This is a genomic window from Polaromonas eurypsychrophila, assembly GCF_014641715.1.
Lineage (GTDB): Bacteria > Pseudomonadota > Gammaproteobacteria > Burkholderiales > Burkholderiaceae_C > Polaromonas > Polaromonas eurypsychrophila.
The window spans coordinates 30,826-47,887 of sequence record NZ_BMIG01000014.1 but is presented as its reverse complement, the minus strand read 5'-3'; the positions used below and the strand labels follow the sequence as shown (position 1 = coordinate 47,887).

14 protein-coding genes are annotated in these 17,062 nt (G+C 62.3%); 7 read left to right on the top strand and 7 right to left on the bottom strand.

Annotation, left to right across the window (positions count from 1 at the left end):
* Positions 1 to 27: 27 nt before the first annotated feature.
* A complete protein-coding gene (gene lipA, locus IEX16_RS16265) occupies positions 28 to 1,023 on the top strand; it encodes a lipoyl synthase (protein WP_188709541.1) in 996 nt (331 codons plus the stop codon).
* A 94-nt stretch (positions 1,024 to 1,117) separates the two neighbouring features.
* Positions 1,118 to 1,351: a hypothetical protein gene (locus IEX16_RS16260; protein ID WP_188709540.1), complete on the top strand. Its 234-nt coding sequence runs from the start codon at positions 1,118 to 1,120 to the stop codon at positions 1,349 to 1,351.
* A gap of 163 nt (positions 1,352 to 1,514) precedes the next feature.
* On the opposite strand, the gene IEX16_RS16255 is transcribed toward IEX16_RS16260, so the two are convergent.
* Positions 1,515 to 2,414 carry a LysR family transcriptional regulator gene (locus IEX16_RS16255; RefSeq protein WP_188709539.1) on the bottom strand — a complete coding sequence of 300 codons (900 nt, stop codon included), beginning with the start codon at positions 2,412 to 2,414 and terminating at the stop codon, positions 1,515 to 1,517.
* A 106-nt stretch (positions 2,415 to 2,520) separates the two neighbouring features.
* On the opposite strand from IEX16_RS16255, the gene IEX16_RS16250 reads away from it, so the two are divergent.
* From IEX16_RS16250 to IEX16_RS16235, 4 genes are all read left to right on the top strand, one after another.
* Entirely contained in the window at positions 2,521 to 4,686 is a 2,166-nt protein-coding gene (locus IEX16_RS16250; RefSeq protein WP_188709538.1) for a thiamine pyrophosphate-dependent enzyme, read from the top strand.
* Between the two features lie 147 nt (positions 4,687 to 4,833).
* The gene (locus IEX16_RS16245) at positions 4,834 to 6,441 is read left to right on the top strand and encodes an indolepyruvate oxidoreductase subunit beta family protein (RefSeq protein WP_188709537.1); all 1,608 of its coding nucleotides are present in this window, start codon (positions 4,834 to 4,836) and stop codon (positions 6,439 to 6,441) included.
* Positions 6,442 to 6,494: 53 nt separating this feature from the next.
* Positions 6,495 to 7,478, top strand: a complete 984-nt coding sequence (locus IEX16_RS16240) for a Bug family tripartite tricarboxylate transporter substrate binding protein (RefSeq protein WP_188709536.1) — start codon at positions 6,495 to 6,497, stop codon at positions 7,476 to 7,478.
* Between the two features lie 106 nt (positions 7,479 to 7,584).
* Positions 7,585 to 8,004 carry an acyl-CoA thioesterase gene (locus IEX16_RS16235; protein ID WP_188709535.1) on the top strand — a complete coding sequence of 140 codons (420 nt, stop codon included), beginning with the start codon at positions 7,585 to 7,587 and terminating at the stop codon, positions 8,002 to 8,004.
* 582 nt (positions 8,005 to 8,586) lie between these two features.
* On the opposite strand, the gene IEX16_RS16230 is transcribed toward IEX16_RS16235, so the two are convergent.
* The 4 genes from IEX16_RS16230 to IEX16_RS16215 all read right to left on the bottom strand — a co-directional run bounded on the left by IEX16_RS16230 (position 8,587) and on the right by IEX16_RS16215 (position 13,309).
* The gene (locus tag IEX16_RS16230) at positions 8,587 to 9,903 is read right to left on the bottom strand and encodes a glycerate kinase type-2 family protein (protein ID WP_188709534.1); all 1,317 of its coding nucleotides are present in this window, start codon (positions 9,901 to 9,903) and stop codon (positions 8,587 to 8,589) included.
* Between the two features lie 46 nt (positions 9,904 to 9,949).
* On the bottom strand, positions 9,950 to 11,116 hold the full coding sequence (locus IEX16_RS16225; RefSeq protein ID WP_188709533.1) for a mandelate racemase/muconate lactonizing enzyme family protein: 1,167 nt from the start codon (positions 11,114 to 11,116) through the stop codon (positions 9,950 to 9,952).
* A 98-nt stretch (positions 11,117 to 11,214) separates the two neighbouring features.
* Positions 11,215 to 12,162: a tripartite tricarboxylate transporter substrate binding protein gene (locus tag IEX16_RS16220; protein ID WP_188709532.1), complete on the bottom strand. Its 948-nt coding sequence runs from the start codon at positions 12,160 to 12,162 to the stop codon at positions 11,215 to 11,217.
* A 46-nt stretch (positions 12,163 to 12,208) separates the two neighbouring features.
* Complete coding sequence (locus IEX16_RS16215; RefSeq protein ID WP_188709531.1) at positions 12,209 to 13,309, bottom strand: tartrate dehydrogenase; 1,101 nt, start codon at positions 13,307 to 13,309, stop codon at positions 12,209 to 12,211.
* A gap of 102 nt (positions 13,310 to 13,411) precedes the next feature.
* Between IEX16_RS16215 and IEX16_RS16210 the strand changes: the two genes are divergently transcribed.
* Positions 13,412 to 14,347 (top strand): LysR family transcriptional regulator, encoded by a 936-nt coding sequence (locus IEX16_RS16210; RefSeq protein ID WP_188709530.1) that lies wholly within the window; start codon positions 13,412 to 13,414, stop codon positions 14,345 to 14,347.
* A gap of 21 nt (positions 14,348 to 14,368) precedes the next feature.
* Here the strand turns inward: IEX16_RS16210 and IEX16_RS16205 are convergent, their stop codons facing one another.
* Positions 14,369 to 15,499, bottom strand: a complete 1,131-nt coding sequence (locus tag IEX16_RS16205; protein WP_188709529.1) for an ABC transporter substrate-binding protein — start codon at positions 15,497 to 15,499, stop codon at positions 14,369 to 14,371.
* Positions 15,500 to 15,733: 234 nt separating this feature from the next.
* Entirely contained in the window at positions 15,734 to 16,975 is a 1,242-nt protein-coding gene (locus IEX16_RS16200) for a urate hydroxylase PuuD (protein ID WP_188709528.1), read from the bottom strand.
* Positions 16,976 to 17,062 lie beyond the last annotated feature (87 nt).

Genomic DNA, 17,062 nt, shown 5'->3' with positions numbered 1-17,062 from the left:
GGCAAAGTGTGCAAGGACACCCACATCATGACCATTGAGACCATCCGCTTCAGAAATATCGTGTCGGTGATACCGCACGCGTCCGCGATCAGCCCTCGGCCGGACCACCAAAGAGGTTCCCTCAAGACCAAGCGCGACGAAAACCTTGCTGCCGAGAGACTGCCCAAGCCAAACTGGATTCGCGTCAAGGTGGCGTCATCCTCGGGTCGGTTTGGGGAGATCAAAGAGATCGTGCGCGCCCACCAGTTGGTGACCGTGTGCGAAGAGGCATCTTGTCCCAACATCGGCGAATGCTGGAGCAAAGGCAGCGCGACCTTCATGATCATGGGTGACAAATGTACGCGGCGCTGCCGGTTCTGCAACGTCAGCACCGGCCGCCCCGACCCGCTGGATGCCAACGAACCACAGCGGCTGGCCCAAACCATTGCCTTGATGAAGCTGAACTACGTTGTCGTTACTTCAGTTGATCGCGATGATTTGCGTGACGGTGGCGCCAGCCACTTCGTAGCCTGTATCCGTCAAATCCGCGCACTGTCCCCGAACACGCGCATCGAAATCCTTACGCCCGACTTTGGTGGCCGCCTTGATTTGGCGCTGGGAATCCTCAGTGCCGCGCCGCCAGACGTGCTGAATCACAACATCGAAACTGTGCCGCGCCTGTACAAAGAAGCCCGTCCGGGCGCGGATTTCCAACACTCGCTCAATCTGCTAAAAAATTTCAAGCACGCGCATCCCGCCATACCGACCAAGTCCGGCCTCATGGTGGGGCTGGGAGAGACAGATGCCGAAATTTTGGGCGTGATGCGTGACCTGCGCACCCACGACGTCAACATGCTGACCATCGGCCAGTACCTTCAGCCATCTGGCGGCCACATGCCGGTGCGCCGCTACGTGAACCCGGATACCTTCAAAATGTATGAGGAAGAAGCCTACAAGATGGGTTTTTTGAACGCGGCGTCGGGCCCGATGGTGCGCAGTTCATACCACGCGGATCAGCAGGCGGCCAGAGCAGGAATCGTCTGATTGTGGGGATGAAAAAGCTAAAACGCAGTTGGGGAACGATGTGCAAAGACGAAGTTGCGCGGACTGTCTCCGATCCTGAAAATGGTGAAATTCCTTGAACAAGCTGACACTTAACAGGTTGAACAACCACGTTTATCTCGTCCTCTCAAACCAGGGTGAGCATGTAGGAAACCTGAAGTTGATTAGCGGGGTATGGAAGTTCAAGGCTATTGGTTACGACCCGAATGGTGACGTCATTCCCGGCGGGGGCCCGCTCACTGACCGGCACAACACCACCTTCGTGGCTCTCGACGAGGCGCTGGTTAGCGCCAGCCTCGCCCCGACTTGACGGACTCAGGGCGCGCTGGTACGGCTCACCTCTTTCGTGGAGACGATACGAAGCGGACTCAAGGGGCTTTAAAGGCATTGCGTATTGTTCATCTGGTGTTACCCCCGAAAAGCGTACTCCATAGAGGCTTTGCCGGGTTTCACGTGGTGCGAGTTCACCAACCTTATTCCCTGAACAACGCCTCAATCACCTGACGCAACCACCGGTTGCCAGGATCTGCCTCAAAACGTTTGCTCCAGTGCAGCGACACCGTGAAGTCGCGCAAGGGAAAAGGCGGTTCAATGATGGTGTAACCGCTGTCGGCCGCAAAAATCTGCGCGATGTTACGTGGCATCACCACCGCGAGGTCGGTGGCCTTGACGATGGAGGGCAGCACCATGAAGTGCTCGGTGGTGAGGCGCAGCCGGTCCTCAAGTTGCAGCAGTTCAAGAATGCGCAAGGTGTCGGAGTGTGTACGCACCGCGACAAATTCAAGCTGGCGCAAGGCATCGAGCAAGGCCTGGCCGCTGCGACGCGGCCGGGTGAAGGGATGGCCTTCGCGCAGCAATACGATGTATCTGTCCTTGAGCAATTGAATGCGCTGCGTGTCTTTCACCGTCGGCAAAAATCCGAAAGCAAAGTCGATGCGTCCGCTGTCCAGGCCGGCGGCGATGTCGCCACCGGCCAGCGGCGTGGTTTCAATCCGCAGGCCAGGCGCCAGCCGACGCAGTGCCACCATCAGTTCCGGCAGGAAGCGCGCCTCACCAATATCGCTCATATGGATGCGAAACACCTTGCGCGACTGCAAGGGTTCGAACAGCGCCGACTCATTAAGTGCCTGCTCCAGCATCGCCAGCGCGCTGCGCACCGCGTCGGCCAGCCTGTCAGCCTTCGGAGTGGGTTGAACACCGCCGCCGGCGCGCACAAACAACGGGTCCTTGATCAACAGGCGCAGCCGCGTCAGCCCCTGGCTGGCCGCTGGCTGGGTCAGGTCCATCAGCTCGGCGGCGCGGCTCACATTGCGCGTTCGGTAGACCGCGTCAAACAAGCGCAGCAGGTTCAGGTCGATGTCTTTTATATGCATTGAATGAATACCAGATAGTCTTGTTATTTTATTGATGGATAGTGCCAAGCAGGCCAAACTTCCCGGTCCCCCGAGAAATAAAACACGATAAGAACAGGAGACAGCTTTGGAAGTTTCATTCAGCAAGGAAATCGAGTCGCTGCGGCTGAAAAGCGGCGAGACTTTCCATGGCGAGGGCATTCTCGCGATCACCAAAGCCCTGCTCCAGTCCGGCGTGGCCTATGTGGGCGGCTACCAGGGCGCACCGGTGTCGCATCTGCTGGACGTCATGGTCCAGGCCAAGCCCTATATGGACGAACTCGGCGTGCATGTCGAGGCCTGTTCCAACGAAGCCTCAGCGGCGGCCATGCTGGGCGCGTCCATCCACTACCCGCTGCGCGGCGCCGTGACCTGGAAATCGATAGTGGGCACCAACGTCGCGGCCGACGCCCTGTCCAACCTGTCCTCGCCCGGCGTGCTCGGTGGCGCGCTGATTGTGGTCGGCGAGGACTATGGCGAAGGCGCCAGCGTGATCCAGGAACGCACCCATGCCTACGCGCTCAAGTCCACCATGTGCCTGCTGGACCCGCGGCCCGACCTGGGCAAGATGGTGGAGATGGTCGAGCACGGCTTTCGACTGTCGGAAACCTCCAACATGCCGGCCATCCTGGAACTGCGCATACGTGCCTGCCATGTGCGCGGCAGTTTTGAATGCAAGGACAACCAGCCGCCCGCCATCTCCAAGCGCCAGTTAATGGAAGAGCCCGCAGCTTTCGACTACGCCAAACTCGCGCATCCACCGGTGACCTTCCGACATGAAAAACTCAAGACCGAGGAGCGCATTCCAGCCGCGCGTCGCTACATCGTCGAGCAGCAGCTCAACGAGCTGATGGACGGGCCGCGCAAAGACCTCGGCATCATCGTGCAGGGAGGCATCTACAACTCGCTGATACGCGCGCTGCAGCAGTTCGGCCTGTGTGATGCGTTTGGCCAGAGCGAGATTCCGCTGCTGGTGCTCAACGTCACCTACCCTCTGGTGCCCGAGCAGGTGGCTGGGTTCGCGCTGGGCAAGCGCGCGGTGCTGGTGGTCGAGGAAGGCCAGCCCGAATACATCGAGCAGGAGATCGCCACCTTTCTGCGCCGCCGCGACATCAACACACCCTTGCATGGCAAAGACATGTTGCCCATGGGCGGCGAGTATTCGGTGGAGGTGGTCGCCGCAGGCCTCGCCGCCTTCGTCGCGCGTTACGCCGCCGACGTGGACACAAACTCGGCCACCGGCTGGCTGCAGGGCAATGCAGAGCGCCGCAACGCCGTGGGCACCCAGATAGCGGCGCAACTGAACCAGCCGCTGCCGGTGCGCCCGCCTGGCTTTTGTATAGGTTGCCCCGAGCGGCCGGTGTTCTCGGCGCTCAAGTTGGCGCAGCAGGATGTCGGACCGGTGCACATCGCGGCCGACATCGGCTGTCACGCCTTCGGCACCTTTGCGCCCTTTTCGTTTGGCCACTCCATCCTCGGCTACGGCATGAGTCTGGCTAGCCGGGCCGGCGTCTCGCCGATGATGGCGCGGCGCACCCTGTCCATCATGGGTGACGGCGGTTTCTGGCACAACGGCCTGCTGACCGGCGTGCAGTCGGCGCTTTTCAACGGCGACGACGCGGTGTTGCTGATTTTCAAGAACGGCTACACCTCGGCCACCGGCACGCAGGACATCATCTCCACGCCCAGCGATGACGCCAAGTTCAACGCCAGCGACAAGCTGCAAAGCCTGACGGCCACCAACACCACGATTGAAAAAACCCTGACCGGCCTGGGGATCCAGTGGCTGCGCACCGTACACACCTACGAGGTGGAAGAGATGCGCCAGACGCTCAACGAGGCCTTCACCACTGATTTCAACGGGCTCAAGGTCATCATTGCCGAGGGTGAATGTCAACTCGAGCGACAGCGCCGCATCAAGCCCTGGCTGGCCGGCCTGCTCAAAAATGGCAAACGCGTGGTGCGCGTGAAATATGGCGTTGATGAAGACATCTGCAATGGCGACCATGCCTGCATCCGCCTGTCGGGGTGCCCGACACTGACGCTGAAAGACAACCCGGATCCGCTCAAGGTGGACCCGGTGGCCACGGTGATCGACGGTTGCGTCGGTTGCGGCCTGTGCGGCGCGAATGCGCATGCCGCCACCCTGTGCCCTTCGTTTTATCGCGCTGAAGTGATCCAGAACCCGAATTGGCATGAACGCCTGCTGGGCAGCGTGCGTGGCGCGCTGGTACGGGCAATGCAGACAACATGAATTCCTCACAACCTGTCATCCCGGACTTGATCCGGGAACCATCCCCGACGAATAACCGACGCCGGTGTGCACGCATGGATTGCGGATCGGGCCTGCCCCGGACCACGATCCGGGGTCCGCAATGACAAGCCAAAGTCAACGATGAACATGAACCAACAAAAACCCATCACCCTGTTGATCTGCGCACTCGGCGGTGAAGGCGGCGGCGTGCTGACGGAGTGGCTGGTCGACATAGCACGCGCCAGCGGCTACGCGGCGCAAAGCACCTCGATTCCCGGTGTTGCGCAGCGCACCGGCGCGACCACTTACTACCTGGAAGTCTTCCCGGTGCCGCTGGCAGACCTTGGCGGCAAGCGCCCGGTGTTCAGCCTGAACCCGGTGCCAGGTGCGCTCGACGGATTGATTTCCTCCGAGCTGCTGGAAACCGCGCGCCAGGTCGGCAACGGCATGGCTTCGCCGCAACGCACGCTGGTCATCAGCTCCAGCAGCCGCACCCTGACCACCGCCGAACGCATGGTGCCTGGCGACGGTCGCACCGACCCCGCGCCGCTGCTGCAAGCCATAGGCGCGCAAAGCCGCGCCACGCAGGTCTTCGACATGGGCGAGATGGCCAAAAACTGCGGCACGGTGGTCAGCGCCGTGATGCTGGGCGCCATTGCCGGTAGCGGCCTGCTGCCTTTTTCGCGCCAGGCCTATGAAGACGCGATCCGCCACGGCGGCCGCGGCGCCGAGGCTAGCCTGCGCGGCTTTGATCGGGCCTTTGCGCAGGTGAACATCCAGCAGGCACAGACCGCGCTGGTGTCCCGTTTGCTATCAGAACAAGAGCTGCCTGCGTCCATCATTCAAGGGCTGGAGGCCGATTTGTCTCATATCTTTCCGGCACCCGTACACGAGATGCTGGGGCTGGGCCATGCGCGCATGCTGGAGTACCAGGGCCCCGATTACGCCGACCTGTATGTGGAGCGACTGCAGCAGGTGCTGCGTGCCGAGCAAGAGGCGGATCCCGCCGCCGCGCAGGGTTACGCCACGACGCGCGAGATGGCGCGCTGGCTGGCGCTGTGGATGGCGTTTGACGATATCGTGCGGGTGGCCGACCTGAAAAGCAGCGCCAGCCGCTGGCAGCGTGTCTCCGGGGAAGTCAAGGCTGGTGCCGATGATTTGCTGCAGGTGTACGACCACTTCAAGCCCGGCGCGCCCGAGTTTGCCGCGCTGTTGCCGGTAAAACTTGCCGCACATGTCACACGCTGGGACCGCCAACGTGTGGCGCGCGGCAAAGCGCCGTGGGCGCTGCCTTTGAAAATCGGTACGCACTCGGTCTTCGGCATGTTGTCACTGCGCCTGCTGGCCAGCCTGAAATGGCTGCGCGTGCGCGGCAGCCGCTTTGCCACCGAGCAGTCGCTGATCGAGCAGTGGCTGAGCGGCGTCGTGCGCGGCACACAAACCCATTGGCAACTGGGTCATGAGATCGCACTGTGCGGCCGCTTGATCAAGGGTTACGGCAGCACCAACGAGCGCGGCAAGGACAACCTGATGCATGTGCTGCAGCACCTGGCGACCGGTGCGACGTTTGCATCGAACGACTTGCGCGCTGCGGCCATCGCCCAGGCGCGTGAGGCCGCGCTGGCGGACGAAGCCGGCAAGGCGCTGGACCAGACCCTGGAGCAGCACGGCGCACCGGCACGGCCGGTAAAGGCCCAGCCGATTCGCTGGATGGAGAATCCGCACCGCAAGCCGCGCGCCGCCAGGGCATCCTGACAACACCACCCGAGTTACGACCGCAGACCATCCACTTCAAAAGGAGACAAATCATGAAAACCAGCTTCCAACCCCAACGCCGCGTCTTGCTTGCCATGGCATTGGCTGCCAGCGCCCTGTTGCCTGCGGCCCACGCACAAACCTGGCCGTCCAAACCGCTCCGTGTCATCGTCAACTTCCCGCCCGGTGGCGCAGCCGACCAGCTCGCGCGGGCCATCGGCGTGCCGCTGGCTGAAGTCCTGGGTCAACCGGTGGTGGTGGAAAACCGCGGCGGTGCGAACGGCAACATCGGCGGTGAAGCAGTAGCCAAAGCCCCGGCCGACGGCTACACCCTGCTCATGAGTTCCGGCGGCATGGTGTCGGTCAACCCACACCTCTATCCCAAGATGGCCTTTGATCCGATCAAGGATCTGGTGCCGGTGGCGGCCGCTGCGCGCGTGCTGGTTTTCCTGGAGGTCAAACCCACGCTGCCTGTCAACAACATCAAGGAGTTCCTGGCTTATATCAAGGCCAACCCCGGCAAGCTATCCTTCGGTTCGCCCGGCAACGGTAGCTCGCCGCACCTGGCCACTGAGATGATGAAGGTCCAGACCAACACCTTTGCGGTGCATGTGCCCTACCGCGGTGCGGCGCCAGCCATGCAGGACCTGTTGGGTGGTCAGCTCGACTTCATGTTCGATCCCGGCATCGGCCTGCAGCATGTCAAAGCGGGCAAGCTCAAGCTGCTGGCCGTGGGCAGCTCAAAGCGCTCGCCGCTGTTCCCCGATGTACCAACGCTGGACGAAGCCGGGCTGAAAGGCTTTGACGCCGACACCTGGTTTGGCTTTTACGCACCGGCGGGCACACCGCCCGAGGTGGTCAGCCGCCTGAATCGCGAAATCAACAAAATTCTCGGCACCCAGGCCGTGAAGGACCGCATCCTGGCCATTGGCGGCATTCCGGCACCCATGTCGCCATCGGACTTCAACATGCGGGCATCGATCGACGGCGCGCGTTTTGGAGCGCTGATCCGGGCGCGCAATATCAAAGCTGACTAATGCGGCCCCCGGTCGCGCACTTTGTGCCCCTCCCTGCCTGGGGCCAGGCGACTGGGAGCGACGCACAGCCACCTGAGTTTTTTGGTTCTGGCAACATAATGAAACCATGAGCAAGGAAATCATCCACACCATCCGCGTTGAATTCGGCGACTGCGACCCGGCGCGCATTGTGTGGTTTCCCAATTTCTTCCGCTGGATAGACGCCGCTTCACGCTACTTTTTTGTGCAATGCGGCGTGCCGTCCTGGCAGGAAACCGAAAAAACCATGGGCGTGATCGGCACACCGCTGGTGGACACACACTCGCGCTTTCTGCGCACCGCCACTTATGGCGACACGCTGGACATTCAGGTGACGATTCCGGAATGGCGCGAGAAAAGTTTTGTGCAGCGTTACCGCATCATGCGTGGCGACGAACTGATCATGGAGTGCGACGAAGTCCGCATCTTCGCCGGCCGTCGCGCCGACAATCCGGAAGCGATTCGCGCGCTGCCGATTCCGGCCGGGATTCGGGCCCTTTGCGAATAGAGGCCGGGACCAGCCCCTGCCAACCAATTCCTGAGTTGTCATCCCGGACTTGATCCGGGATCCATCTTTTGCTTCCTCGTGCACCAAGGCGCGCCTGCAGGCCGGGTCTCGCCCCGGCGGGCGACTCACTTTCTCTTGCTTCGCCAAGAGAAAGTAAGCAAAGAGAAGGCGACCCGATGGTCCGGGTCCCTACGCTTCGCTGCGGGCAACCTGCGGTGCTCGCCGAAAACGGGGGCTAGCTCGAACTCGGCTAGCGCCTCAGACAATCGCTCGCCCTGATCCGTTTTCGGCTGTGCTCCTCGGCCCAGCCCGACGGGTGGGGGAAAAGATAAATTCAAAATCCGGAGTGCAGGAAGCGCGCAGCGCTTCCTGCACGGGAATCCCAACAGACCGTCATGTTTGCACGCGAGCTCAACGCACGCGGCCAAATGAAGTCCCCCTCCATCGCCCAGCGGGGCGAGGGAGGGGCTAGGGGTGGGAGTGGGGAGTTACGCCTACTGTCAAAGACAGACCCGAGGCGCAGCGTGACGCCAGATTCAAAGAAGTATGGGCCTCCATCCCTTATTCGGCTTGCGCAGACAGCTACAAAATCAATAGCGCCCGAAAATCGTTGACATTGGTATGCGTCGGCCCGGTGACCACCAGATCACCGAGCGGCTCGAAGTAACCGTAGGCGTCGTTGCGGTCCAGGAAGCGGTCCACCTTCATGCCCTGCGCTGCGGCACGCTTGAGCGTATCGGGCGCCACAAAGGCGCCGGCGTTGTCTTCCATGCCGTCGATGCCGTCAGTGTCTGCCGCCAGCGCATACACACCGGGTTGGCCTTGCAGTGCCAATGCCAGACCCAGGCAAAACTCGCCGGCTCGGCCACCGCGGCCTTTTGCGTCGCCGGGCTGCCGCGGCCGCACCGTCACCGTGGTTTCACCGCCGCTCAGGATCACGCAGGGTTTGCTAAAGGGCTGGCCACGCAGCGCGACGGCGCGCGCCAGCGCCGCATGCACCTTGCCGACCTCGCGCGACTCGCCCTCCATTTCATCGCTGAGGATGTATGCGGAAATACCCGCCGCACGCGCCGCGGCAGCCGCTGCTTCCAGTGACTGCTGCGGCGTGGCAATCAAATGGACCGCATGGCCGTCAAAGGCCTTGTCGCCCGGCTTGGGCGTTTCCAGCGCGCCGCTTTCAAGCTGCTCCGTCAGGGCAGCGGGTATATCAATGTTGTAGCGCTTCAAAATAGCCAATGCATCCGCGCAGCTCGTGACATCGGGCACGGTCGGGCCGCTGGCAATCACCGACGGATCGTCGCCCGGCACGTCGCTGATGGTCAGCGTCACCACCGTCGCCGGCGCGCAGGCCGCAGCCAGCCGGCCGCCTTTGATGCGTGACAGGTGTTTGCGCACGCAATTCATCTCGCCAATGTTGGCGCCGCTGTTGAGCAGTGCCTTGTTGATGCCTTGCTTGTCCTCCAGGCTCAGACCGTCTGCGGGCAGGGTCAGCAAGGCCGAGCCACCGCCGGAAATCAGGCACAGCACCAGGTCGTCCTTGCTCAATCCCTGCGTCATCTGCAGGATGCGCTGTGCGGCTGCCAGGCCGGCGGCGTCTGGCACCGGGTGTGCGGCTTCAACAATTTCTATGCGCTGCGGCAAACCCGCAGGACGCGGCGGGATGTGGTGGTAACGCGTGACGACCAGGCCTTCCAGCGGCGCATCGGCAGGCCACAAGGCCTCGACCGCCTGCGCCATCGAACCGCCCGCCTTGCCGGCACCGATCACCACCGTTTTGCCTTTGGGCGGCGGCGGCAGGCTGGCAGCCGTGTTGTGCAGCGGCAGCGCGCGCTGAACCGCTGCCTGATAAAGATGCTCGAGAAAAGCGCGGGGCTGGTGGGCGGGGTCGGGGTGGGTCATGCGGGTCTCCACCCCGGATTGTGCCGTGCCCGGCGCCCTGCCCGCGTCAGGAGGCCAGCCGGCACATCTCGCTGTACAGATCGGCTTTGCCCTCAAACCCAATCCCCGGCAGCTCGGGCAATGTCACATAGCTGTCCTGCACCTTCACCCCATCCGGAAAGCCCCCGTAAGGCTGGAACAGATCAGGGTAACTTTCGTTGCCTCCCAGGCCCAGCCCGGCGGCGATGGCCAGCGACATCTGGTGGCCGCCATGCGGGATGCAGCGCGAAGGCGACCAACCGTTGTCCCTGAGCATGTCCAGGGTACGCAGGTATTCAACCAGGCCGTAACTCAGCGCACAGTCAAACTGCAGCCAGTCGCGGTCTGCGCGCATGCCGCCATAACGGATCAGGTTGCGCGCGTCCTGCATGGAAAACAGGTTCTCCCCGGTTGCCATCGGCTTGTCGTAATGTTGTGCCAACTCGGCCTGCAGGGCAAAGTCCAGCGGGTCGCCGGCTTCCTCGTACCAGAACAGGTCGTATGGCGAAAGGGCCTTGGCATAGGCGATGGCAGTCGGCAGGTCAAAGCGGCCGTTGGCATCGACGGCCAGGCGCTGGCCTGGCCCCAGCAGCTTGAGAACGGCCTCAATGCGCTTGCAGTCTTCGGCCAGCGAGGCGCCGCCTATCTTTTTCTTGACCACGGCATAACCACGGTCCAGGTAACTCTGCATCTCGCGCTCCAGCCCTTCCACGCCCTGGCCGGGCCAGTAGTAACCACCCGCGGCATACACAAACACTTTGCGGTTTGCCTGGCCGTTGCCATATCGGTCTGCCAGCAACTGGTACAGCGGCAGGCCCGCGATCTTGGCCACCGCATCCCACACCGCCATGTCGATGGTGCCCACCGCCACCGACCGCTCGCCATGGCCACCCGGCTTTTCATTGCTCATCAGCGTCGCCCAGATTTTGTGCGGGTCCAGGTTGTCGCCACTGTCGTCGAGCAGGCTGGCCGGAGCCGCCTCCAGCAGCCGGGGTGCAAAACGCTCGCGAATCAAGCCGCCCTGGCCGTAGCGGCCGTTGGAGTTGAAGCCGTAGCCAACCACCGGCTTGCCGTCCCGGATGACGTCGGTGACCACCGCCACCAGGCTCAGGGTCATCTTGGAGAAGTCGATGTAGGCGTTGCGGATATTCGACTTGATGGGCCGGGTGGACTCGCGGATATCGATGATCTTCAAATGGCACTCTCAGTCAGAAAAAAAGAAGCGCCGGCCAAGGCCGGCGGGACAAATTTGCAGGGGCAGAGTTTCACTGCCGCGCGCTTCGAGGAAACCGGCTATTTCTTGCCCAGACCCAGCCGCTGCGCACCCTCGGTGTACAGCCGCGTTTTGTCTTTCATGAAGCCATCCATCTGCTCGACACCGACGTTGACCAACTCGAAACCGCTTTTGGCAGCCAGCTCTCTCATCTCGGGGTCGTTGTTCAGCATGGCCCACATGTCGGAAAGCTTCTTGCGCGCTTCCGGCGGCGTGGATTTTGGCACGCCAATGCCGCGGTAAGCACCGTCCACCCAGTCCACGCCGAGTTCACGGAAGGTTGGAACATCGGGCAACAAGGGGTGGCGCTTTTCCATGGCCACGGCCAGGGCGCGCGTCTTGGTCTTGTTGTTGATGGCAAAGGCGGTGTAGGTCACCGCACCGTCGATCTGGTTGCCGACCACCGCCAACGCCATGTCACCGGTGCCCTTGTACGGCACATAGGTGCTTTTGATGCCAAAGGCGGCGTTCAGGCGCTCATGCGAAGCGTGGTTGGCCGAGTTCAGCCCCGAGCCGCCCAGGCTCATCTTGCCGGGGTCTTTTTTGGCCGCAGCAATGAAGTCGGCAAAAGTCTTGTATGGGCTGGCTTCGGGCACCACCAGAGCGTCGGGTGTGAAGTGGAACCAGAACACCGGCGTCACGTCGGCGGTCTTGTACTGAACCTGGCCCTCGATGGGCTGAAACACGATGTGCGGCAGGTTCACACCCACCACGTTCAGGCCGTCGCCGGGCAACTGGTTCATCTGCGACCACATGAGGGCGCCACCGGCGCCGGCCTTGTACTGGATGATGGTGTCGACGGCGGCACATTTCTTCTTCAGCACCACCTGCTGATGGCGCGCCGACAGGTCAGACTCGCCGCCGGGGGGGAATGCTTGCCAGTACAGCAGGTTCTTCTCGGGACAGGGCTGGGCCAGCGCCAGAGGCGCAAGCAGGGCGAGGCTCAGGGATGCAATCAGTTGCTTCATGGTTGTGTCTCCTTCGGTTTTAGCGGTTTCTCAATCTACTCTTGATTCACGCCTCAGTCGGCTCGGCGGTTTTTTCCCGCGCGCCGGACAGGCGCTCGCACACGGCCTGGGTCACCTGCGCCATGGTGGCGCTGCCGCCCAGGTCGCGGGTGTGCAGCGAGGTGTCGGCGGTGATTTGCTCGATGACCTGCATCAGGCGCTGCGCTGCAGCGTTTTCACCAAGATGCTCCAGCAGCATCACGCAGGACCAGAAGGTACCGACCGGATTCGCCAGACCTTGGCCCATGATGTCGAAGGCCGAGCCGTGGATGGGCTCGAACATCGATGGGTAGCGCCGTTCCGGGTCAATGTTGCCGGTGGGTGCAATGCCCAGACTGCCGGCCAGTGCGGCCGCCAGGTCGCTGAGCACATCGGCATGCAGATTCGTGGCGACCAGCGTGTCGAGCGAGGCCGGTCGGTTGACCATGCGCGCCGTGCAGGCGTCCACCAGTTCCTTGTCCCAGCGCACGTCGGGAAACTCCTTGCTGATCTGCAGCGCGATCTCGTCCCACATCACCATGCCGTGGCGCTGGGCGTTGGACTTGGTGACCACCGTCAGCAGCTTGCGGGGACGCGACTGCGCGAGACGGAAAGCAAACCGCATGATGCGCTCGACACCGGCGCGTGTCAGGATGGACATGTCGGTAGCCACCTCGATCGGGTGGCCCTGGTGCACGCGGCCGCCGACACCGGCGTATTCACCCTCGGAGTTTTCACGCACGATGACCCAGTCCAAGTCCTGGGCCGTGCAGCGCTTGAGCGGCGCGTCGATGCCGGGCAGGATACGTGTGGGCCGCACATTGGCGTACTGATCGAAACCCTGACAGATTTTCAGGCGCAGGCCCCAGAGCGTGATGTGGTCGGGAATGTGCGGGTCGCCGGCCGAACCGAACAGGATGGCATCCATGCCGCGCAAGGCATCGAGCCCGTCGTCCGGCATCATCACGCCGTGTTTGCGGAACCAGTCACCGCCCCAGCCGAAAGACGTGAAGTCGAAGCTGAAATCTTTCTGCGCGGCGGCCAGTGCCTGCAGCACCTGCTGGCCGGCTGGCACCACTTCCTTGCCAATGCCGTCGCCCGGGATGCAGGCGATCTTGTAACTTTTCACGGGGTTCTCCGGTTGATGTGTACCGTCCACTTTACGGATTGCAGTGTTCAAAAGAAACGTCTAAAGTTATCTCATTGTTTACTTTGAGTTAAGAGTTACCCCATGTCCACACCAGTCTCCGCCCCGTCCGAGATGGCGTTTTTCAGCCTGCTGGCGCGCTGCGCGAGTTTCTCGGCAACCGCCCGCGAACTGGATGTCACGACACCAGCGGTCAGCAAACGCCTGGCGCAGATGGAAGGCCGGCTCGGCGTGCAACTGCTCAACCGTACGACGCGGCGCGTCAGCCTGACGCCCGAGGGTGAGTTGTACCTTGGCCATGCCCGGCGCATCCTGGCCGAAATCGACGACATGGAGCAACTGGTGGCCAGCGCGGTGGCGGCGCCCAAGGGCCTGCTGCGCGTGAACGCCACGCTGGGTTTTGGCCGCACCCACATCGCGCCGCTGATTTCGGGTTTTGCGAAGCTCCACCCCGAGGTGCAGATCCAGCTCCAGCTCACGGTCAACCCGCCGCCGGCCGACGACGACGCCTTTGATGTGTGTGTGCGTTTCGGCGAGCCGCCGGACGCCCGTGTGATCGCCCGCAAGCTCGCACCCAACCGCCGCCTGCTGTGCGCGTCACCCGCCTATTTGGCCAAACGGGGCGCGCCAAAGGTGCCGCATGAGCTGGCGCAACACAGTTGCATCGGCATCCGCCAGGGCGACGAGGCTTACGGCATCTGGCGCCTGAGCGCGGGCAAACGTGTGGAGACCGTCAAGGTGCGTGGCAACCTGAGCACCAGCGACGGCGAGATTGCGGTGAACTGGGCGCTGGCTGGCCACGGCATTGTGATGCGGGCCGAGTGGGACATCGCGCGTTACCTGCGCAGCGGTCGCCTGCGCCAGGTGCTGGAGAACTACCAGTCGCCGCCGGCCGACATTCATGCGGTCTGGCCGCAGCGGCACCAAGTGTCAGCCCGCGTCAGGGCCTTTGTCGACTACCTGGCCAGCCACTTCGAAAAAACCTCGACGCGTTCCGCCGGCCTGGTGAGCAGCTGGTGAGGCCGCGGCGGCGCGGCAGGTTTATTGCCGGATGCGGCCGGTGGCGGTCACGATGGTCAACTCGACAAACCGGGAGCCGGACCGCATGCCGGGTTTGAAGCCAACCTTGTAGCCGCCCAGATCGACATCAATGCTGTCGAGCGCGTTGACAAAACCCTCGCGCGATATCTTCGGTCCCATGCGCCGCGCGGCTTCCACGATCACTGCACCGGCAATATAACCCTCCATCATGGCGTAGCTCATGGGCACCTCCAGGTTGGGCGCCTTGCTCGCGATGTCGCTGAACTCCTTGCTCAGCCGCCCTGCAATTTTGTAGGGATTGGGGGTGACCTGCGTGATCGCCAGGCCCTTCAGCTGGTCCTCACCGAGGCGCTGCGAAATCTGCTCGATGTCCGCCCCGGAGTGCGCAAACAACTGCGCCGTGCCGCCGTCCAGCCGGTACTTCTCGATGAAAGCTGCGGCAGCAGCGCCGCTGGCGACCACGATGATGGCCTGCGGCGCAGCAGTGAAAAACGTGTCGACCACCGCGTTGGGCACCTTGTTGGTTCCCTGCACATAAGTGGCCTTGGCGGTGAGCTTGGCGCCGCGGGCTTTCATCACCTCTTCCATGGCCGTTAGCAGCGTTGCCGCGCCGGGGCCATCTGGGTAAAACAGGCCCAGACGGGTCACCCCCACCGTGACCAAGTGTTCGGTGATTTTGTTGATTTCGTCACGCAGGTTGGCACGCACGCTGTAGACCAGGGGGACTTCGCCGCGAATCTCGTTGACGCGGTAACCGACGAGCGCGATGTTCTCGGTCTCCAGCAGTTTCGAGCCCACAAGCTCACCAACGATCCGGTCGCCGAAATAACCGGCCAGCACGAGCGGCCGGCTCTCACTGAGCAGCGCCTTGGTTGCGGCAAGATTGTCAGCGGGGCGCCCGCCATCGTCCTTGCGCACCAGGCTGAATGTGTGGCCATTGACGCCGCCAGCCTTGTTGGCCTTGTTCAAGGCCAACTGGATACCGGTAGAGTAAGCGCGGGCCTGAGTGCCATCCAGACCCGACAGTGGGGCGACTTGCCCGACGACGATCTGAGCGGCGCCTGCCGCAAGCGAAACCGCCAGGGTGCAGACCACGGCCAGTCCGCGGACAAAAGATGGAAAAGTCTTCATGTTGTTATCTCCTCGTTGTTATGAACGCCTCACGGCGCAGGCAACAGGCCGGAGCACGCATCCGCCTGGGACGGTGAGCCTCGCTACCGGCGCCCTTGCGCGCCTGTTCTGGCGGCTATTGGAGCATGGGGTACAGGCAAAGTCGATAAGAGGTAGTACGGAGAGCTTTTTACCTATGGTTGGTATGCCAACCAGTTATACCCCCTTGCCCGAGAGGGCTGTGCAGGTGAAACTCTAGGGCGTTTTGGCGCCGCCTTCAAACCACTGCCGGACCAGTGCGCGTTCTGCGTCCAGCATGCCAGTGGCATTGTTGATGGGCATGATTTTGCTGACCACCACCTGCTGATACACCGACTGCGCATGTTGCTTGAGCAAGGCCGGCGAATCCAGCCGGACATTTTTCATCTGCAACTGGGCGCCGTGGCACTGGTAACAGCGTTGCTCCATCACTTTTTGCAGAGCCACATAGTCATTTTGGCCTCCAGCCCATGCCGGTTCTGCGTGAGAAGCTACTGAATTAATAGCAACTGCCGGCCCCACGGGAGCCGGCGGCGGCCTCATCCAGACGATGGCTCCCAGAATTAACGCCACGCCGACAAGCGCATAAGGCAGGGGATTGCCGCTGCGCCCCAGCTTGTAGCCGTGGCGCATCACAAAAAACTGCCGGATCAGCGCGCCGGCCAGCATCATGACAATCAGCACCAGCCAGTTCTGCGGATGGCTGTAGGTGAAGCTGTAGTGGTTGCTGAGCATGGCAAACAGCACCGGCAGCGTGAAGTAGGTGTTGTGCACGCTGCGCTGCTTGCCGCGCTGGCCATGCACCGGGTCCACCGGCTGGCCGGCCTTGATGCTGGCGATCACCTTGCGCTGGCCAGGAATGATCCAAAAAAAGACGTTGGCGCTCATGGCGGTTGCGATCATCGCGCCCACCAGCAAAAAGGCCGCCCTGCCTGCAAACCAGTGGCAAGCCAGCCACGACGCCAGACACACCAGCAGAAGCACCAGCGCGCCGACGATGGCGTCGCCATTTTTGCGCTTGCCGAAAATCTGGCAGATACCGTCGTACAACATCCAGAACACCACAAAAAACGACAGCGCGACACCGATGGCGGCGCCGGACGACCAGTTCATCAGCGACTTGTCGATCAGGTAGGTACCGGCGTTCCACAGATAAGACACGGTGAACAGCGCGAAGCCTGATAACCAGGTGCTGTAACTTTCCCAGTAAAACCAGTGTAGGTGTTTCGGCAGTTCAGGCGGCTTGACGGCAAATTTGACCGGGTGGTAAAAACCGCCGCCGTGCACGGCCCAGAGTTCGCCACTGACGCCCTGCTTCTTGAGGTCCTCATCAACCGGTGGCGTCAGGCTGGAATCGAGAAAAACAAAATAGAAGGAGGAGCCGACCCAGGCGATGGCGGTGATGACGTGGACCCAGCGCAGCAGCAGATTGGCCCAGTCCAGGTAGTAGCTTTCCATGACTCAACTTTCAAATCTGCTCACCACTGCGGGCGCTCTGAGCAGAGAAATTCGGCCGCGAACACTGAATGCTCCGCTGCGACCTGT